The sequence below is a fragment of the Pseudomonas sp. B14(2022) genome (genome assembly GCF_012030485.1).
Classification (GTDB): domain Bacteria; phylum Pseudomonadota; class Gammaproteobacteria; order Pseudomonadales; family Pseudomonadaceae; genus Aquipseudomonas.
In genome coordinates, this window is sequence record NZ_JAAUVM010000013.1 from 1 (window position 1) to 15,434 (window position 15,434).

Here is a 15,434-nt window from a genome sequence, read left to right on the forward strand (position 1 = left end):
GCGGTATGTCAGTCAGCTTATCTGTAGCTGACACATCGCAATCGGGAGCAAGCCCCCTCCCACATTTTTCTACCGCGCTTATCAGGTACGCATCCCGCGCCCGCTCACCAGCAGCTTCGCGCAACCGATATACAACACCACCGTCGCCACCAGCATGAAGGTGATCGCCACGCTGATCTTGATATCCGACACGCCCAGGATGCCGTAGCGGAAGGCGTTGACCATGTGCAGCACCGGGTTGGCCAGCGACACGGTCTGCCAGAACGGCGGCAGCAAGGTGATGGAGTAGAACACCCCGCCCAGGTAGGTCAGCGGCGTCAGTACGAAGGTCGGGATGATCGAAATATCATCGAAGTTGCGTGCGAACACGGCGTTGATAAACCCCAACAGCGAGAAGATCGTCGCCGTCAGCACCACCACCAGAATGGTGACCCCGAGGTGATGCACCTGCAGGTGGGTGAAGAACAGCGACAGCAGCGTCACGATCACGCCCACCATCAAGCCGCGCAATACGCCACCCAAGGTGTAGCCGATCAGGATGGTGTGCGGCGACACCGGCGAGACCATCAGCTCTTCGATGGAGCGCTGGAACTTGCTGCCGAAGAAACTGGAGACCACGTTGCCGTAGGAGTTGGTGATCACTGACATCATGATCAGGCCCGGCACGATGTACTCCATATAGGTGAAACCACCCATATCGCCGATCTGGCGGCCGATCAGGTTACCGAAGATCACGAAGTACAACACCATGGTGATCGCCGGCGGCAGCAGGGTCTGCGGCCAGATCCGGGTAAAGCGCTTCACTTCGCGGTAGACGATGGTCTGCAGCGCGACGAGGTTGGGTTGCAGCTCAGAACTCATACCGCCACCTTCGTCAGATTTTTCTCCACCAGGGACACGAACAACTCCTCAAGGCGATTGGTTTTATTACGCAGGCTCAGCACTTCGATGTTCTGGGTCGCCAACTGGGTGAACAACGCAGTGATGCCCATGGCTTTATCCACCTGGACCTCCAGAGTGTGGCTGTCCACCAGGCGGCTGGGGTAGCCAAGCAGTTGCGGCGCTGCCGACAGGTTGTTCTTCAGGTCAAGCAGGAAGGTCTCCACATGCAACTGGCCCAGCAGGTTACGCATGCTGGTGTTCTCGACGATGGTGCCGTGGTCGATGATGCCGATATTGCGGCACAACTGCTCAGCCTCTTCCAGGTAGTGGGTGGTGAGGATGATGGTGATGCCCTTCTCGTTCAGCTCGGTGAGGAAGGTCCACATCGAGCGACGCAGTTCGATGTCCACGCCAGCGGTGGGTTCATCGAGGATCAACAGGCGCGGCTCATGCACCAGTGCCCGGGCAATCATCAGGCGACGCTTCATGCCGCCGGACAGCGAGCGGGACGGTACGTCGCGCTTGTCCCACAGGCCCAGCTGAGTCAGGTACTGCTCGGCGCGCTCCTTGGCGATTTTCGCCGGGATGCCGTAGTAACCGGCCTGGGTCACGACGATGTCGAAAGTCTTTTCAAACTGGTTGAAGTTGAATTCCTGGGGCACCACACCGATGGAACGCTTGAGCGCCGCCGGGGATTTGTCCAGGTCGTGGCCGAAGATATTCACCGTGCCGCTGGTCTTATTGACCAAGGTGGAGAGGATACCGATGGTGGTGGATTTGCCAGCGCCGTTGGGGCCGAGCAAGGCGAAGAAGTCACCTTCGGCAACGTCCAGATCGATACCGCTCAGGGCCTGGAAACCGTTGCCGTAGGTTTTGGTTAGCTGCCGGATGGACAGAGCAGAACTCATATCGGAATACGCACCAAAGAAGGGAATAGAAAGAGTAGATGAGGGCGCAGCGCACGTAGTTCAACGGCGGCGCATGACGGGCATGGTGCTTGCCCGCGCCGCACAAGTACAGTCACCTGTATTAATAGTCAGTATTAAGTCAACGCGGTCATGACCGCTTTGCGGTAGGCCGGGCGTTGTTGCAGGCGCTGGTACCAGGCCTCCAGATGGGGCATCGAAGGGCGTTCGATAGGCATCTCGAACCAGGCGTAGATAAAGCAGCCCAGGGGAATATCACCGATGCCGAAGGTGTCGCCCGACAGGTAAGGCTGGTGGGCCAATGCGCTGTCCACGGTGCTCAGTGCATCGATACAGGCCTGACGCCCAGCGTTGATGCTGTCCCAGTTCCGCTTTTCCTCCGGGGTGCGCACAACGCCCCAGAACACAGCCTTGAACGGCTCGGCGAGGGTCGAGGTGGTCCAGTCCATCCATTTCTCGGCGCTGGCACGCACTTGCAGGTCGCTCGGGTAAAACGCCGACGCGTGCTTGGCGCAAAGGTAGCGCACGATGGTGTTGGACTCCCACAACACAAAGTCGCCGTCCTCGATCATCGGCACCCGGCCATTCGGGTTCAATGCCCGGTATTGCGGCGTATCGACCACACCAAAAGCCCCGCCCGCATCAATTGCCTCATAGTCCAGGCCGAGTTCCTCGGCGCACCACAGTGCTTTCCTGACGTTTGATGAATTTTTACGACCCCAGATTTTCAGCATGACCGCGCCTTTTTATTGATGAACATGGCTGGATGAACGCAGCAGCATACGCCGGTTCACGCGCGGCTTAAATCGCTCTGCAGGTCGCCCAACAGGGTCGGCATCTGTTCGGCAAACAGGTGGGGGTAACATTTCTCCAGGTGGGCGAAGAAGAAATCCTCGGGCACGTCGGGGAACTGCCCGTGGTCCACCACGTATTCCATCGAGCGCTGCCCCTGACGGTTGAACGCGTGGAATACGCTGTCGTTAATCCCATCGAAGTCCAGCGGCGGTACGTCGAACATTTCGCACAACTGCAGGTTGAACGCCGGAGTGGCTTTGACCCAGCGGCCCCGCAGGTACAACTCCGTGTATCCATGCATGGCGAACACATCACTCTTGAGCAACGCGACCAGGCGCGGCGTCGACAGGTGGTTGCGCACATCCGCCAGGCCGATGCGCGCCGGGATGCCGCAATGGCGGGCGCAGGCGGCGAGCAAGGTGGCCTTGGGCACGCAATAGCTTTCGCCGGCGGCCAGGGCAAAGCTGGCGCTCAGGGTGTCGGGGTCACGGCTGAAGGTGTAGGGGTTGTAGCGAATCGCCTCACGCACGGCGTAATAGAGACTGACCGCCTGGTCACATAAGTCCGCGCTGGGACCACGATGTTTTTCGGCGAACTCCACCACCGCAGGGTGGTCACTATCGATGAAGCGGCTGGGACTCAGGTACGTATCCATGAGCTTGATCTCCGAGGGAAGCCTGGAGTTTAACGACAGGTCTGCCATAGAGATAACGACGAATCGGCCAAATGTCGGCGCCTGATGTCAGGTGTCCCCAGTACAACTTGTAACACCCTGATCACCTCGCTTGTTCGGATGCCGACTAAGCTTCCTGGTGGTTTCGCCCCTGGTTTCACGGAGGATTGAATATGCTGTTGTTGTGGATACTGGTTCTGGTGGTCGGCATTGCCTACCTGGCACATCGCCGCGTCGCCCCCCTGCCCGCCCTGGGCGTGGTCGCCGTTTACCTGCTGGCGATGGGTGCCTGGAGCCACGCACCGGGTTGGCTGCTGCTGATTTTCTGGGTGTTGATCGCTGTCGTGGCCGCGCCCCTGCTGTTGCCGGACCTGCGCCGCCAATACTTCACCAAGCCGCTGTTCAGCTGGTTCCAGAAAGTCTTGCCGCCGATGTCCGAGACCGAGCGCGACGCGATCGACGCCGGCACCGTGTGGTGGGACGGCGAACTCTTCAGCGGTCGCCCCGACTGGGACAAGTTGCTGGCCTATCCCAAGGTCAAACTGACCGAAGAAGAACAGGCATTTATCGACGGCCCCACCGAAGAACTCTGCGCCATGGTCAGCGACTGGGAAATCGGCCAGGCCATGGACTTGCCGCCTGCCGCGTGGGAGCACATCAAGACCCACGGTTTCTTCGCCCTGATCATTCCCAAGGAATATGGCGGCAAAGGCTTCTCCGCTTATGCCCACTCCCAGGTCGCGATGAAACTCGCTACCCGCAGCGGCGACCTGGCCTCCACCGTGATGGTGCCTAACTCCCTCGGTCCGGCCGAGCTGCTGCTGCACTACGGCACCGACGAACAACGCAACCACTACCTGCCGCGCCTGGCGCGTGGCGATGACATTCCCTGCTTCGCCCTCACCGGCCCGCTGGCCGGCTCCGATGCCGGCGCCATGCCTGACACAGGCGTGATCTGCAAAGGCGAATGGGAAGGCAAGGAAACCCTCGGCCTGCGCCTGAACTGGGAAAAACGCTACATCACCCTTGGCCCGGTCGCGACCCTGCTGGGCCTGGCCTTCAAGGCCCACGACCCCGACCACCTGCTGGGTGAAGAAGAAGACCTGGGCATCAGCCTTGCGCTGATCCCTACCGACACCCCCGGCGTGGAAATCGGCCGTCGCCACCTGCCCCTCGGCGCCGCGTTCATGAACGGCCCGAACTCCGGCAAGGACGTGTTCATCCCCCTGGAGTACCTCATCGGCGGCCAGGAAATGCTCGGCAAAGGCTGGATGATGCTGATGAACTGCCTGTCGGTAGGCCGTTCGATCTCCCTGCCCGCCGTGGGCACCGGCGCGGCCAAGTTCACCAGCCTGGTGACCGGCCAATATGCCCAGGTACGCGAACAGTTCAACGTACCGCTGTCGGCTTTCGAAGGTATCCAGGAAGCCCTGGCCCGCATCGGCGGCAACGCCTGGCTGATGGACAGCGCGCGCATGCTCACCGCCAATGCCGTGGACCTCGGTGAAAAACCCTCGGTGCTGTCGGCGATCCTCAAGTACCACCTGACCGAACGCGGCCGCGAGTGCATCAGCCACGCCATGGACGTGCATGGCGGCAAGGGCATCATCATGGGCCCGAACAACTACCTGGGCCGCAGCTGGCAGGGCGCGCCGATCTTCATCACCGTGGAAGGCGCAAATATTCTCTCGCGCAACCTGATGATCTTCGGCCAGGGTGCCATCCGCTGCCATCCGTTCGTGCTCAAGGAAATGGCGCTGGCCGGTCGTGAAGACCACGATCAGGCACTGAAGGAGTTCGACGGGCTGCTGATGCAACACATTGGTTTTGCCGTGAGCAATGCCGCCAGCACCCTGGTGCTGAACCTCGGCGTGGGGCACTTCGAGAAAGCCCCGGGCAACCGTTTGAGCCAGGGTTATTTCCGCGCCTTGAACCGCCAGGCTGCCGCGTTCGCGCTGCTGGCGGACCTGAGCATGATGCTGCTGGGTGGCGAGTTGAAACGCCGCGAACGCCTGTCGGCACGCCTCGGTGACGTGCTGAGCCATATGTACCTGGCATCGGCGGCACTCAAGCGTTACCACGACCTGGATTCGCCGGATCACCTGGAACCGCTGTTCGCCTGGGCCATGGAAGAAAGCCTCGGCGAGTCCGAGCGTGCGCTGGATGAACTGCTGACCAACTTCCCGAATAAAGTGCTGGGCTGCCTGCTGCGGGTGATTGTGTTCCCGTTCGGGCGCCGCCATACCGGCCCGTCCGATGCACTGGATGCCGAAGTGGCCGCGGTGATTGGTCGCGCCAAAGGCGACCCGACCCTGGAAGAACTGCTTGCCGGCTGCTACCGCCCGCAAGCGGCAGAAGATCCGGTGGGCGCACTGCAACATGCCTACGACCTGCTGGGTGCCAGCCACCCGCTGCAGAAAAAACTGCACGCCGCGCTCAAAAGCGGCCAGGTCAAACCGACTGCCGGCGAACATGCCATCGACGCCGCGCTGCATGCCGGTGTGCTGCAACCTGCAGAAGCGCAAACCTTGCGTGACGCTGAAGCGGCACGGCGCAAGGTGATCGACGTGGATGATTTCAGCAAGGAAGAGCTGGTACACGCTGAAGGTAAAGTCCGCTGAGTCCGGAGGTCATATAAAAACGGGCGCGAGAGGCATATACTCTCGCGCCCGTTTTTGCTTTAGAGGACTTATCTCGTGTCCAACGTCGTTGCCGATCATCTCGTCTTGCTCGACCACCTGCGCAGCATCCTGGTTGCCGTCGGCGAAGCCGAACAGGTGCCCGAGGAAAGCCACACCCTGTTCCTGGAGCGCTTCGACGAACTGCGCGCCCTGCTGCCAATCGACCCGATCGAAAGCCAGTACCTGGGCCAGGACCTGATGAGCCAGGTCATCCTGCGCTACCCGCAGATCGCCCACCTCGTCCCGCGCGACCTGCTGTGGTTCTTCGGCGGCGATTGCCTGCACTTCATGCCTGATGAAGAACTGGACCTGTACCAGGCCCTGGAAGAGCGTCGCTTTGAAGCCGAACAGAACGAGGAACCGTTCGACTGGAACCAGGAAAAGCAACTGCTGGCCATGCCGCAAGACCAAAGCAAACACTGATTGCTCAAAACACTGCACAACTGTATGCGGGAGGGAGCAAGCCCTCCTCCCACATTTTCGACGGCGCGCCTATCGACGGCGCAATGTCGGCTCCCTCGCCATGCACTCCACCAGATAATCGATAAACACCCGCAGCTTCGGCGGCAAGTAGCGCGTGGGCGAATGCAACAACCACGCCTCGCCATGGTAGGACGCAATAAAATCCCACGCGGGCAACACCTGTACCAACCGCCCCTCCTCCAACGCATGCCGCGCGGTGAAATACGGCAAGCTGCCAATTCCCACGTGCTGTAACACCGCATCCAGCCGTACGCCGGTGTGATTCGCCGCATAACGTCCACGCACGCCGACCGTCACCGCCTTGCCGCCCTGGCGGAATTTCCAGCGCGAATCCCCCGGGGTTTCACCGAGATAGATGCAACTGTGCGCCAGCAAATCGTGGGGATGCTCCGGCGCACCATGCTCGGCTAGATACTGCGGCGTGGCACAGAGTAAATGCTCAATTGGCAATAACTGCCGCCCCACCAGGCCCGGCGGCGGGCTGTCGGTGATACGGATGCTGAGGTCGACATTGTCGTCGATCATGTCCACATGCCGGTCCTCAAGGATCAATTGCACATCCACCTTGGGATAACGCCGCAGAAACTCCGGCATATGCGGGTGCACCACAAACCGCCCCACCGCCTTCGGCACACTGACCCGCACCAGGCCTTCGGCCTCATGGGTGAACTGGCCGCTGATTTCCATCACTGAGCGCGCCGCGCTGACCATCTCCTGGCAGCGCTTGAAAACCTCCTCACCGGCTTCACTCAGGCGCAATTTGCGTGTGGTGCGTTGCATCAAACGGGTAGCCAGGGCCTTTTCCAGGCGCGAGATGCTACGGCTCACCGCCGACGGCGAAACGCTCAACTGCCGAGCCGCTCCGGAGAAGCTGCCGGTTTCTACTACCTTGACGAAAATCGCCATTTCACCCAGCAGCGACAAAGGAAGATTGATGCTCATGACGCACAGGTCCATTGATATTTGAGCGGATTATCACCTATCGACGCACTATTTATACTGCCCGCAGAACCCTGATGCGGATGTAGAAAATGACCGAGCGCCTGTTTTTCACCCACGACCACCTGACCGCCGAGCTTGAAGTGCTGAGCTGCACCCCCTGCGAGGGCCAGTTTGCAGTCGTTTTGCGGTCGACGATTTTCCATCCCCAAGGCGGTGGCCAGCCATTCGATACCGGCTGGCTGGGCGACAGCCAGGTGCTGCGAGTCACCCAGGAAACCGATCGCGTGGTGCACTATGTCAACCAACCTGTGGAACCGGGCCCCATCACCGCACGGGTCGACGAACCACGCCGCGCCCTGCACACCCGCCTGCATTCCGCCGGACATTTGATCGGCAACGCCGGCGAGACCCTGGGCTGGATGCCGATCAAGGCCCATCACTGGCCAGGCGAAGGCAAGATCACTTTTATCCGTGGCGAAACCGCACAAGCCATGGACGCCGAGATCATTCAACAGCGGATCAACCAATGGATCGCCGCCGACTACCCGCGCCGCATGGCCTTGGAGGACGGCACCCGCGAAGTGGGCTTCGGTGATTTGCCGCCCTACGCTTGCGGCGGTACCCATGTGCAAACGCTGGGCGAGCTGGGCCACGTGACGATCTTGGCGCTTTCGGAGAAAAAGGGCGCGTTGTCGGTGCGGTACAGCCTGGACTAGAGCGCGGAGTCGAGGGTGCTATCGAGTTTTTAGATAAGCCTCCCAGTGGCCTCCCAGGCACACCTTGGCAGTGGTAGTGTGTCGAAATATTTCTGACATATCGATCAGGAATCCCCTATTTCCCTTTGCAAAGGAATGCCTCTGACCATGCACTTTCGACTCAAGCAATTAGCGGCTGCCACCCTGTTCGCGGCCGGTCTTTCGGTGATGACCACGCCCGCCTTTGCCAACATCACCCCAGAGCAAAGCACGGCGATTCTGCAGAGTTTCAGCGAAACGTCGGTTACGGATTTCCGTGGTTTCCTCGGCAGCCTGGCCAAGGGCGACTTGGGCAAGGCTGACGACGTGGGTCCGGCGATCAGTGCCTTCCTCGATAACAAAACCCTGACCGCCGACCAGCAGAACGAGATCCATCGCCTGCTGGGGATTTACACCCGAGTGAAGTACGGCAAGGCCGCCCTCGATACCTTGCGCGAACTGGTGGAAATCCCGACCTTCAACGTGGACGGCATACCGCAGTACAAAAACCCGGAATTCATCCGGATTGCTGACAAGATCCAGGCCCTGGCCAAGACCTTCAACCTCAACTTCCGTAACGTCGACAACCGCGTGTACGAGATTTCCCTGGAAGGCAGCGGCGACGAAGTGGTGGGCATCCACGCCCACGCCGACGTGGTGCCGGTGACGCCGGAGAACTGGGTGTTGAAAGACGGCACCAGGCTCGACCCGTTCAAGGTCACGCTGATCGGCGACCGCATGTATGGCCGGGGCACCGAGGATGACAAAAACGGCATCGTGGTGGCGATGTACGCCATGAAGGTGATCAAGGAAGAGAAGCTGCCGCTGGCGCGCAATTTCAAGCTGCTGGTGGACACCACCGAAGAAACTTCCGGCGACGCGATACCCTATTACTTCGAACGCAACCCGACGCCGCAGTACAACTTGGCGCTGGATGGCGGCTACCCGGTGGTGATTGCCGAAAAAGGTTATGGCACTGTCATGGCCACCTTCCCGCGTCGCAAAGGCGAAGGCAAAGGTGCCGAAATCATCTCGATGACCGGCGGCATGGCCACCAACCAGATTCCCTCGGCCTCGGTTGCCACGTTTATCAGCGACAAGCCTGCCGAACTGGCCGCCAGCCTGCAAAAAGCCGGCGCGGAGTATGCCAAGCGCAACGGCGGTGACTTCGAGGTGGCAGCCAAGGTGGTCGGCAAAGAGGTCAAGCTGACGGTGACCGGGGTTTCCGCGCACTCCTCCGAACCGCAATCCGGTATCAACCCGGTGTCGCGCATGCTGGAGCTGATCCACACTGTCGACGGCAAGATCGCCCTCAAGCATAACCACATCACCGACGCCGCCCGTTATGCCTCGGATAACTGGGGCCTGGATTATCTGGGCGGCAAATTGGGCGTGGGTTTCTCCGATGATTTCATGGGGCCGCTGACCACCTCGCTGACCTTTGTCGGCCTGGATGACAAAGCCTTCAAGCTGGCGGTGAACCTGCGTGTACCAAAGGGCAAATCGCCGGAGAAACTGAAAGCCGAGATTTCCAACAAGTTGAGCGCCTGGGACAAGCAAACCAAGGTCAATGTGGACTTCACTTACTCGATCGCCGAACCGATGTACCGCAACCCGGAAGGTGAGTGGGTGAAGGCCTTGTTGGCAGTGGCCAGCGAAAACCTGGGCATGGAGCATAAGTTCGGCACTTCGGCCGGCGCGACCTCTGTGCATGAACTGCCCAATGGCGTGCAATTCGGCCTGGCGCGGCCGGAAGTGAAATACACCGGGCACACCGACAATGAGTTCAAGACGGCCGATCAGTTCTTGCTGGATCTGCAGATCGTCACCGAAATGATGGGGCGTATCGGGCAGTTGCCGAAACTCTGACAGCGATTGAAGTGTGCGCAAAAAAACGCCGATCAGTGATGATCGGCTTTTTTATTCAGGTTCTTCATGCGCCCAGGTATCGCTTGCGCTCCTGTTCCCGCTGCAACATGTCCAGAGGTGGGTAGTAGATATACAGGGAAGACTCGATGGCAAACCATGCCGACGCCAACATTACCCCGCCAGCTACCACGACCATACTGGCCAAAAACAGCCCCGTATCACCCAGTACATGCATTGCCGAGAAAATCAGCGAACCAGTGCCGAATCCAAAATATGGCACCGCCCAATCCACGACGGACAGCACCAAACAACCAAACACCAAGTGCGCGACTTTGTTCATCATCAACCGGTGCTGTTCTCGCAACTGCACATGCCGCTGATACCAGCTAAGCAGGAAATCACTGTTTTCCTTCAGTGCCAGATCCAGAAGGTCGTTGGCCCACACATAACCGATCCCCCTTGAAGGAGGTGTGTAGGCATCACCCAAGAGCTTTGGAAAGGCCATTCGCAACCTTGTGCCGATCCCACGAACGATTTCCGTCAACAGCGGCAGAACGAAAGACACCACCAGCGCAAAAGAGGCCGCGGCGACCGTCAGGAACCCCAAGTCAGCGAGCAATGCATCGCTGCTGGTCGTCCACTCCACCAAGGGCGTACCGGTACGGATTAGCAAAGCGATATCGAGAAACAGCACAACGCTGACAAAGCGCATTGCCCAATGGAAATCCCATGCTTTTTCCAAGGCGCTGATCCCCAATGGGGCGACCTTGGTTTCACCGGACGATTGAGAGGTTTCTGCCATCACGGGCGCTCCTTGAACTGAAACGCCCGACTATATCTCGAAGACGCCAGGATCTGAGCCAGGAAGATGGCAGTTTCAGACAGATAAACAAATAACGCACAAACAAAAACGCCGATCATCACTGATCGGCGTTTTTGTTGAATATGGAGCGGGAAACGAGACTCGAACTCGCGACCCCGACCTTGGCAAGGTCGTGCTCTACCAACTGAGCTATTCCCGCAAATGGCGTCCCCTAGGGGACTCGAACCCCTGTTACCGCCGTGAAAGGGCGGTGTCCTAGGCCACTAGACGAAGGGGACACGCTACTGAAACACATGGTGTGTATTTCAGTGCCCAGAGGCCTCATCCGAAGACTTGGTCCTGGTTTCACTCAGTGCCGCCCGAGAGCCACACTGCTTGTAAATTGGAGCGGGAAACGAGACTCGAACTCGCGACCCCGACCTTGGCAAGGTCGTGCTCTACCAACTGAGCTATTCCCGCATATGGCGTCCCCTAGGGGACTCGAACCCCTGTTACCGCCGTGAAAGGGCGGTGTCCTAGGCCACTAGACGAAGGGGACACACGTACAACATTCACTCCCTACCGCGTTTCGCTGTGTGCTTTACGCTGTAAGTGGCGCGCATTCTATGGATGGATTGAAAGGTCGTCAACCCCCAAGGATAAATTTATTTAAATCAATGACTTCGCCCGCGTTTACCGGCCTGCACGGGCATTCTGACCGCCCGGGCCTTGGCGCCTATATTCTGGCGCCCGACAAGGCGCTATAGTTTGCTCCAGCAAATGATGGCAATGTGCATCTATGCAGGAAGCGGCTACCTATATAGCTATATAGGAGAAACTACCTGGGTAACTGGTCGATCAGTCCTATCCGCCGACAAGCCCAGTCACTACACTCTACTGTAAACCCTATCAAAGAGGTCACACCGGTGACACCACTCATGATCACCCTGCTGGTAATAGCCGGGATCGTAATACTGATCGCCATTGGCTACATGAACCACGTGGTGGAAAACAACAAGCTGGAAAAGAAGCGCACCGAGATCGAGCTTAACGATCGCCTGCGCCGTTGCGGTGAGATCACCGAGACATTCCCTGGCCAACTGATGACCCCGGCGCTCAAGCTGTTACTGACCCGCCTGGAGCTCAACGTCAACCAGCGCCTGTTGAACCTCAACAAGACCAGTGCACCGATCAAGGCACGTATCGCTGAGCTGAACACGCTGGTGGCCCAGGGCGAATCCCTTCCGGTGAACAACCCGCCGGCGCCGATCCAGACCGAAGCCAAGGCCAAGGACGTGCGCTTCCTGCTGGAAGCCCTGCACGGCCAAGTCACCCGCGCCGCCCAGGACGGTTTCCTGCCGACCAACGAAGCCAAGCACTGGATCAAGGAAATCCGTCATATCCTGGTGCTGTTGCACATCGAATTCTTCAACAACCTCGGCCAGCACGCCTTGCAGCAGGGTCAGCCTGGCCAGGCGCGCCTGGCCTTCGAGCGTGGCGTGCAGTACCTGCGCAAGCAGCCTGAACCGGTGCTCTACAGTGCACAGCTGCAATTGCTGGAAGGCCAACTGGCCCGCGCCAACTCTACCGTGCTGGCTAACAGCAAACAGGCGGCAGAGGAAGTCAACGAATTGACCCAAGGCATGAAAGAAGTCGACGCCGACGCCGAGTGGAAAAAGAAAGTCATCTACGACTGATCTGCCCACTCCCCTGTGGTGAGCGGGCTGCCCGCTCACCACAACATGCCATCACTTTGCATCTATCGCCACGCCCCCGACTAGCGTAAAAAAGTGCCCCTCACTCCGTGAAGTCAGAGGCCCGTTATGCCTATCGCCGTCATTGATGGACAACCGCTGCATTACGTCGACCAGGGCATCGGTCCTGTCGTCCTGCTCGGCTCAAGCTACCTGTGGGACCGCAACATGTGGGCTCCGCAGATCGAAGCCCTGTCACAACAGTACCGGGTGATCGTGCCCGAACTATGGGGCCACGGCGAATCGGGCCAACTCCCCGCACCCACCCACTCCCTCGACGACCTCGCGCGCCAGGCCCTGGCCCTGCTTGACCACCTGGAGATCGCACAGATCAACCTGGTAGGCCTGTCGGTGGGTGGCATGTGGGGCGCACGCCTGGCGTTGCAGGCCCCCGAGCGGATCAACAGCCTGGTGCTGATGGACACCTACCTCGGTGCCGAGCCAGAGGCCACGCGCCAGTATTACTTCTCGTTGTTCAAGATGATTGAAGACGCCGGCGCCATTCCTGAGCCGTTGCTCGATGTGATCGCGCCGATCTTCTTTCGCCCGGACATCGACCGCGAATCAGCGCTCTATCAGGATTTTCGCAAGTCACTGCTGGACTTTCCCCGGGAACGCCTGCTGAACAGCATCGTGCCCCTGGGTCGATTGATCTTCAGCCGCGAAGATGTGCTGGAACAACTACCGCACCTGGACGCCGACACCACCTTGGTGATGTGTGGCGAACAGGACCAACCTCGCCCACCCGCCGAATCCGAGGAAATGGCCGAACTGATTGGCTGTGCCCTGATCCTGATTCCAGACGCCGGGCATATCTCCAGCCGGGAGAACCCGGATTTCGTCAACGAAGCGCTGCTGACCTTCCTCGCCAACCACGCCTGATCGCCCTCCCTTTTGATCGCCGCCTCCGGGCGGCGATCAAAGACGGAAGTGCCCTACCATCCCTTTGAGTTCCGCCCCCAACTGCGCCAGTTGGATGCTCGACGCCGCATTGCCCTGCATGCTCAACGCCGATTGATCGGCACTCGCACGAATACTGGTGACGCTACGGTTGATCTCTTCGGCCACCGAGCTCTGCTCCTCAGCCGCAGCGGCAATCTGCTGGTTCATCTGCTGGATCAACGACACCGCTACCGCAATGCTGCCCAGGGCACTCTCGGTTTCCAGCGCATCGCTGACCGCCAGCTTGACCAGCTCGCCACTTTGCTGGATCTGCTGCACCGATGATTGCGCAGCGCTGCGCAGGGTACTGACCAGCCGCTCGATTTCTTCGGTCGATTGCTGGGTGCGCTTGGCCAGTGCCCGTACTTCATCGGCCACCACCGCAAAACCCCGGCCCTGTTCGCCTGCGCGCGCGGCCTCGATGGCCGCATTCAGGGCCAGCAGGTTGGTCTGTTCGGCAACGCTTTTGATCACACTCAGCACGGCGCCGATATTCTGGATTTCGGCACTGAGGCTCTCGATGCTGGTGCTCGCACGGGTACTGGACGTGGCCAGCAACTCAATGCGCTGCAAACTCTGGCGCACCACCAACTGGCCGCTATCGACCTTCTCATCCGCCGTCTGCGCGGCTTGCGCGGCCTGTTCGGCGTTGCGCGCCACATCGTGCACGGTGGCGGTCATCTGATTCATCGCGGTAGCAACCTGCTCGGTTTCTTCCTTCTGGCTGCTGACCTCGACGTTGGTCTGCTCGGTCACGCTGGACAACGAATGCGCCGAGCTGGCCAATTGTTCGATACCGGCCTGCAGGCCGCTGACCATCTGGCTGAGGCCGCTGCCCATCTGTTGCATCGCCTGCATCAACTGGCCGATTTCATCACGACGGCTGACCTCCATGCGTCCGCTCAAATCACCGGCGGCAATCTGTTGGGCCACCGCGATCACACTGCGCAGCGGTGCAACGATCAAGCGGGTAATCACCCAGGCTGCAATCAGGCCCACCAGCAAGGCCAGGGCCGACGAGCCGACGATCAGCATCGCGCTTTTCTTCAGTTGCGCCTGCATCGACAGGTCTTCAGCGTCATAGGCCTGGTTGACCCGGCTGACGACCTGGTCAGCACGATCATGCAGTTGTTTGTAGACGACTTTTTCCTGGGCCAGCAGGCCGGTGTATTCCCCCAGTTTCTCGCTGAACGCGGCGATATGCCCGGAAACTTCGTTGAGCACCGTCTGATAACCAGGGTCCTTGACTGAAGTTTTCAGTTGCTCGACCTGGGCCAGGGCCTGGTCGGCCTGCTCGATCTTGCCTTGCTCGGCGTCGTCTGCATCCACCCTGCGGCTCTGGTCCAGGCGCACATGAGCTTCGTTCATGGCCTGCAACATCAAACGTGAAACCTGACTGATCTGGCCTGCCTGCTCGATAAACTCGGCCCCCTCCTTACCTTGGCTTTCCTTGAGACCATAGGCCCCGTCGTCCGACAGCCCGGACTGCAATACATCCAGGTTATTCGCCACGCTGGACACCGACCAACTGGCCATCTCCAGCGCCAGATCCTTGGTCTGTGTCAGCTCGACAAATTCATCGAACGCCTTACGGTAAGCGGCAAGGGCCTGCTCGACCTCGGCCATCACCGAAACATTCGCCGCAGACCGGGCCTTGAGACTGGCCACCTGGACCGCCAGGGCATCGAGATTTTCATGCAGGGCGTCGACAGCCTTGGGGTCGGCGTGCAGCGCGTAGTCCTGTTCGATCAGGCGCACCTTGAGCAAGCCGCTGTTGAGCGACGACATGGCCTTGAGGCCTTCAAAACGATGGCCAACGGTTTGCAGGGACCACACGCCGATAGCTGCGACCAACGCCGTCAGCAGCAGCACCAGGGTAAAGCCCAAACCCAGTTTTTTCGCCATACCGAGGTTGGCGAAACGTTGTTGCACGCCTGAAATCATTGCACTT

The 15,434-nt window shown here is 59.7% G+C and carries 13 protein-coding genes, 4 tRNA genes and 1 pseudogene; 6 read left to right on the forward strand and 12 right to left on the reverse strand.

What is annotated here, in order from left to right; translation table 11 throughout:
- Positions 1–81 precede the first annotated feature (81 nt).
- The 4 genes from HCF10_RS18895 to HCF10_RS18910 all read right to left on the reverse strand — a co-directional run bounded on the left by HCF10_RS18895 (position 82) and on the right by HCF10_RS18910 (position 3,258).
- Complete coding sequence (locus HCF10_RS18895; protein WP_012723134.1) at positions 82–861, reverse strand: ABC transporter permease; 780 nt, start codon at positions 859–861, stop codon at positions 82–84.
- Complete coding sequence (locus HCF10_RS18900; protein WP_131699162.1) at positions 858–1,790, reverse strand: ABC transporter ATP-binding protein; 933 nt, start codon at positions 1,788–1,790, stop codon at positions 858–860. Before HCF10_RS18900 ends, HCF10_RS18895 begins: the two co-directional genes overlap by 4 nt.
- Positions 1,791–1,924: 134 nt before the next feature.
- Positions 1,925–2,542, reverse strand: a complete 618-nt coding sequence (locus HCF10_RS18905) for a glutathione S-transferase family protein (protein ID WP_167656170.1) — start codon at positions 2,540–2,542, stop codon at positions 1,925–1,927.
- A 56-nt stretch (positions 2,543–2,598) separates the two neighbouring features.
- A complete protein-coding gene (locus tag HCF10_RS18910; RefSeq protein ID WP_167656171.1) occupies positions 2,599–3,258 on the reverse strand; it encodes a transglutaminase-like domain-containing protein in 660 nt (219 codons plus the stop codon).
- A gap of 191 nt (positions 3,259–3,449) precedes the next feature.
- Between HCF10_RS18910 and HCF10_RS18915 the strand changes: the two genes are divergently transcribed.
- Together HCF10_RS18915 and HCF10_RS18920 are read left to right on the forward strand one after the other, a co-directional pair.
- On the forward strand, positions 3,450–5,897 hold the full coding sequence (locus HCF10_RS18915; protein ID WP_131699159.1) for an acyl-CoA dehydrogenase: 2,448 nt from the start codon (positions 3,450–3,452) through the stop codon (positions 5,895–5,897).
- A 75-nt stretch (positions 5,898–5,972) separates the two neighbouring features.
- Complete coding sequence (locus HCF10_RS18920; protein WP_053128652.1) at positions 5,973–6,380, forward strand: PA2817 family protein; 408 nt, start codon at positions 5,973–5,975, stop codon at positions 6,378–6,380.
- Positions 6,381–6,449: 69 nt separating this feature from the next.
- On the opposite strand, the gene HCF10_RS18925 is transcribed toward HCF10_RS18920, so the two are convergent.
- A complete protein-coding gene (locus HCF10_RS18925) occupies positions 6,450–7,382 on the reverse strand; it encodes a LysR family transcriptional regulator (RefSeq protein ID WP_145337986.1) in 933 nt (310 codons plus the stop codon).
- 89 nt (positions 7,383–7,471) lie between these two features.
- Here HCF10_RS18925 and HCF10_RS18930 point away from each other — a divergent pair, with 89 nt between their 5' ends.
- Together HCF10_RS18930 and HCF10_RS18935 are read left to right on the forward strand one after the other, a co-directional pair.
- Positions 7,472–8,098 (forward strand): alanyl-tRNA editing protein, encoded by a 627-nt coding sequence (locus tag HCF10_RS18930; RefSeq protein ID WP_167656172.1) that lies wholly within the window; start codon positions 7,472–7,474, stop codon positions 8,096–8,098.
- Positions 8,099–8,245: 147 nt separating this feature from the next.
- The gene (locus tag HCF10_RS18935; RefSeq protein ID WP_167656173.1) at positions 8,246–9,985 is read left to right on the forward strand and encodes a dipeptidase; all 1,740 of its coding nucleotides are present in this window, start codon (positions 8,246–8,248) and stop codon (positions 9,983–9,985) included.
- 64 nt (positions 9,986–10,049) lie between these two features.
- Here the strand turns inward: HCF10_RS18935 and HCF10_RS18940 are convergent, their stop codons facing one another.
- From HCF10_RS18940 to HCF10_RS18960, 5 genes are all read right to left on the reverse strand, one after another.
- On the reverse strand, positions 10,050–10,787 hold the full coding sequence (locus tag HCF10_RS18940; protein ID WP_131699155.1) for a hypothetical protein: 738 nt from the start codon (positions 10,785–10,787) through the stop codon (positions 10,050–10,052).
- 144 nt (positions 10,788–10,931) lie between these two features.
- A tRNA-Gly gene (locus tag HCF10_RS18945) sits at positions 10,932–11,007 on the reverse strand.
- 3 nt (positions 11,008–11,010) lie between these two features.
- Positions 11,011–11,086, reverse strand: a tRNA-Glu gene (locus HCF10_RS18950).
- 105 nt (positions 11,087–11,191) lie between these two features.
- Positions 11,192–11,267: transfer RNA gene (locus HCF10_RS18955), tRNA-Gly, on the reverse strand.
- 3 nt (positions 11,268–11,270) lie between these two features.
- Positions 11,271–11,346: transfer RNA gene (locus HCF10_RS18960), tRNA-Glu, on the reverse strand.
- Positions 11,347–11,713: 367 nt separating this feature from the next.
- Here HCF10_RS18960 and HCF10_RS18965 point away from each other — a divergent pair.
- Together HCF10_RS18965 and HCF10_RS18970 are read left to right on the forward strand one after the other, a co-directional pair.
- On the forward strand, positions 11,714–12,484 hold the full coding sequence (locus HCF10_RS18965) for a hypothetical protein (RefSeq protein ID WP_167656174.1): 771 nt from the start codon (positions 11,714–11,716) through the stop codon (positions 12,482–12,484).
- Between the two features lie 126 nt (positions 12,485–12,610).
- Positions 12,611–13,423, forward strand: a complete 813-nt coding sequence (locus HCF10_RS18970; RefSeq protein ID WP_145337990.1) for an alpha/beta fold hydrolase — start codon at positions 12,611–12,613, stop codon at positions 13,421–13,423.
- 36 nt (positions 13,424–13,459) lie between these two features.
- Here the strand turns inward: HCF10_RS18970 and HCF10_RS32070 are convergent, their stop codons facing one another.
- Both HCF10_RS32070 and HCF10_RS32075 read right to left on the reverse strand, forming a co-directional pair.
- Positions 13,460–14,341 carry a methyl-accepting chemotaxis protein gene (locus HCF10_RS32070; RefSeq protein ID WP_409438498.1) on the reverse strand — a complete coding sequence of 294 codons (882 nt, stop codon included), beginning with the start codon at positions 14,339–14,341 and terminating at the stop codon, positions 13,460–13,462.
- Positions 14,321–15,427: pseudogene (locus HCF10_RS32075) on the reverse strand (HAMP domain-containing protein); the annotation flags it as partial. The gene HCF10_RS32070 and the pseudogene HCF10_RS32075, both read right to left, overlap by 21 nt.
- Positions 15,428–15,434 lie beyond the last annotated feature (7 nt).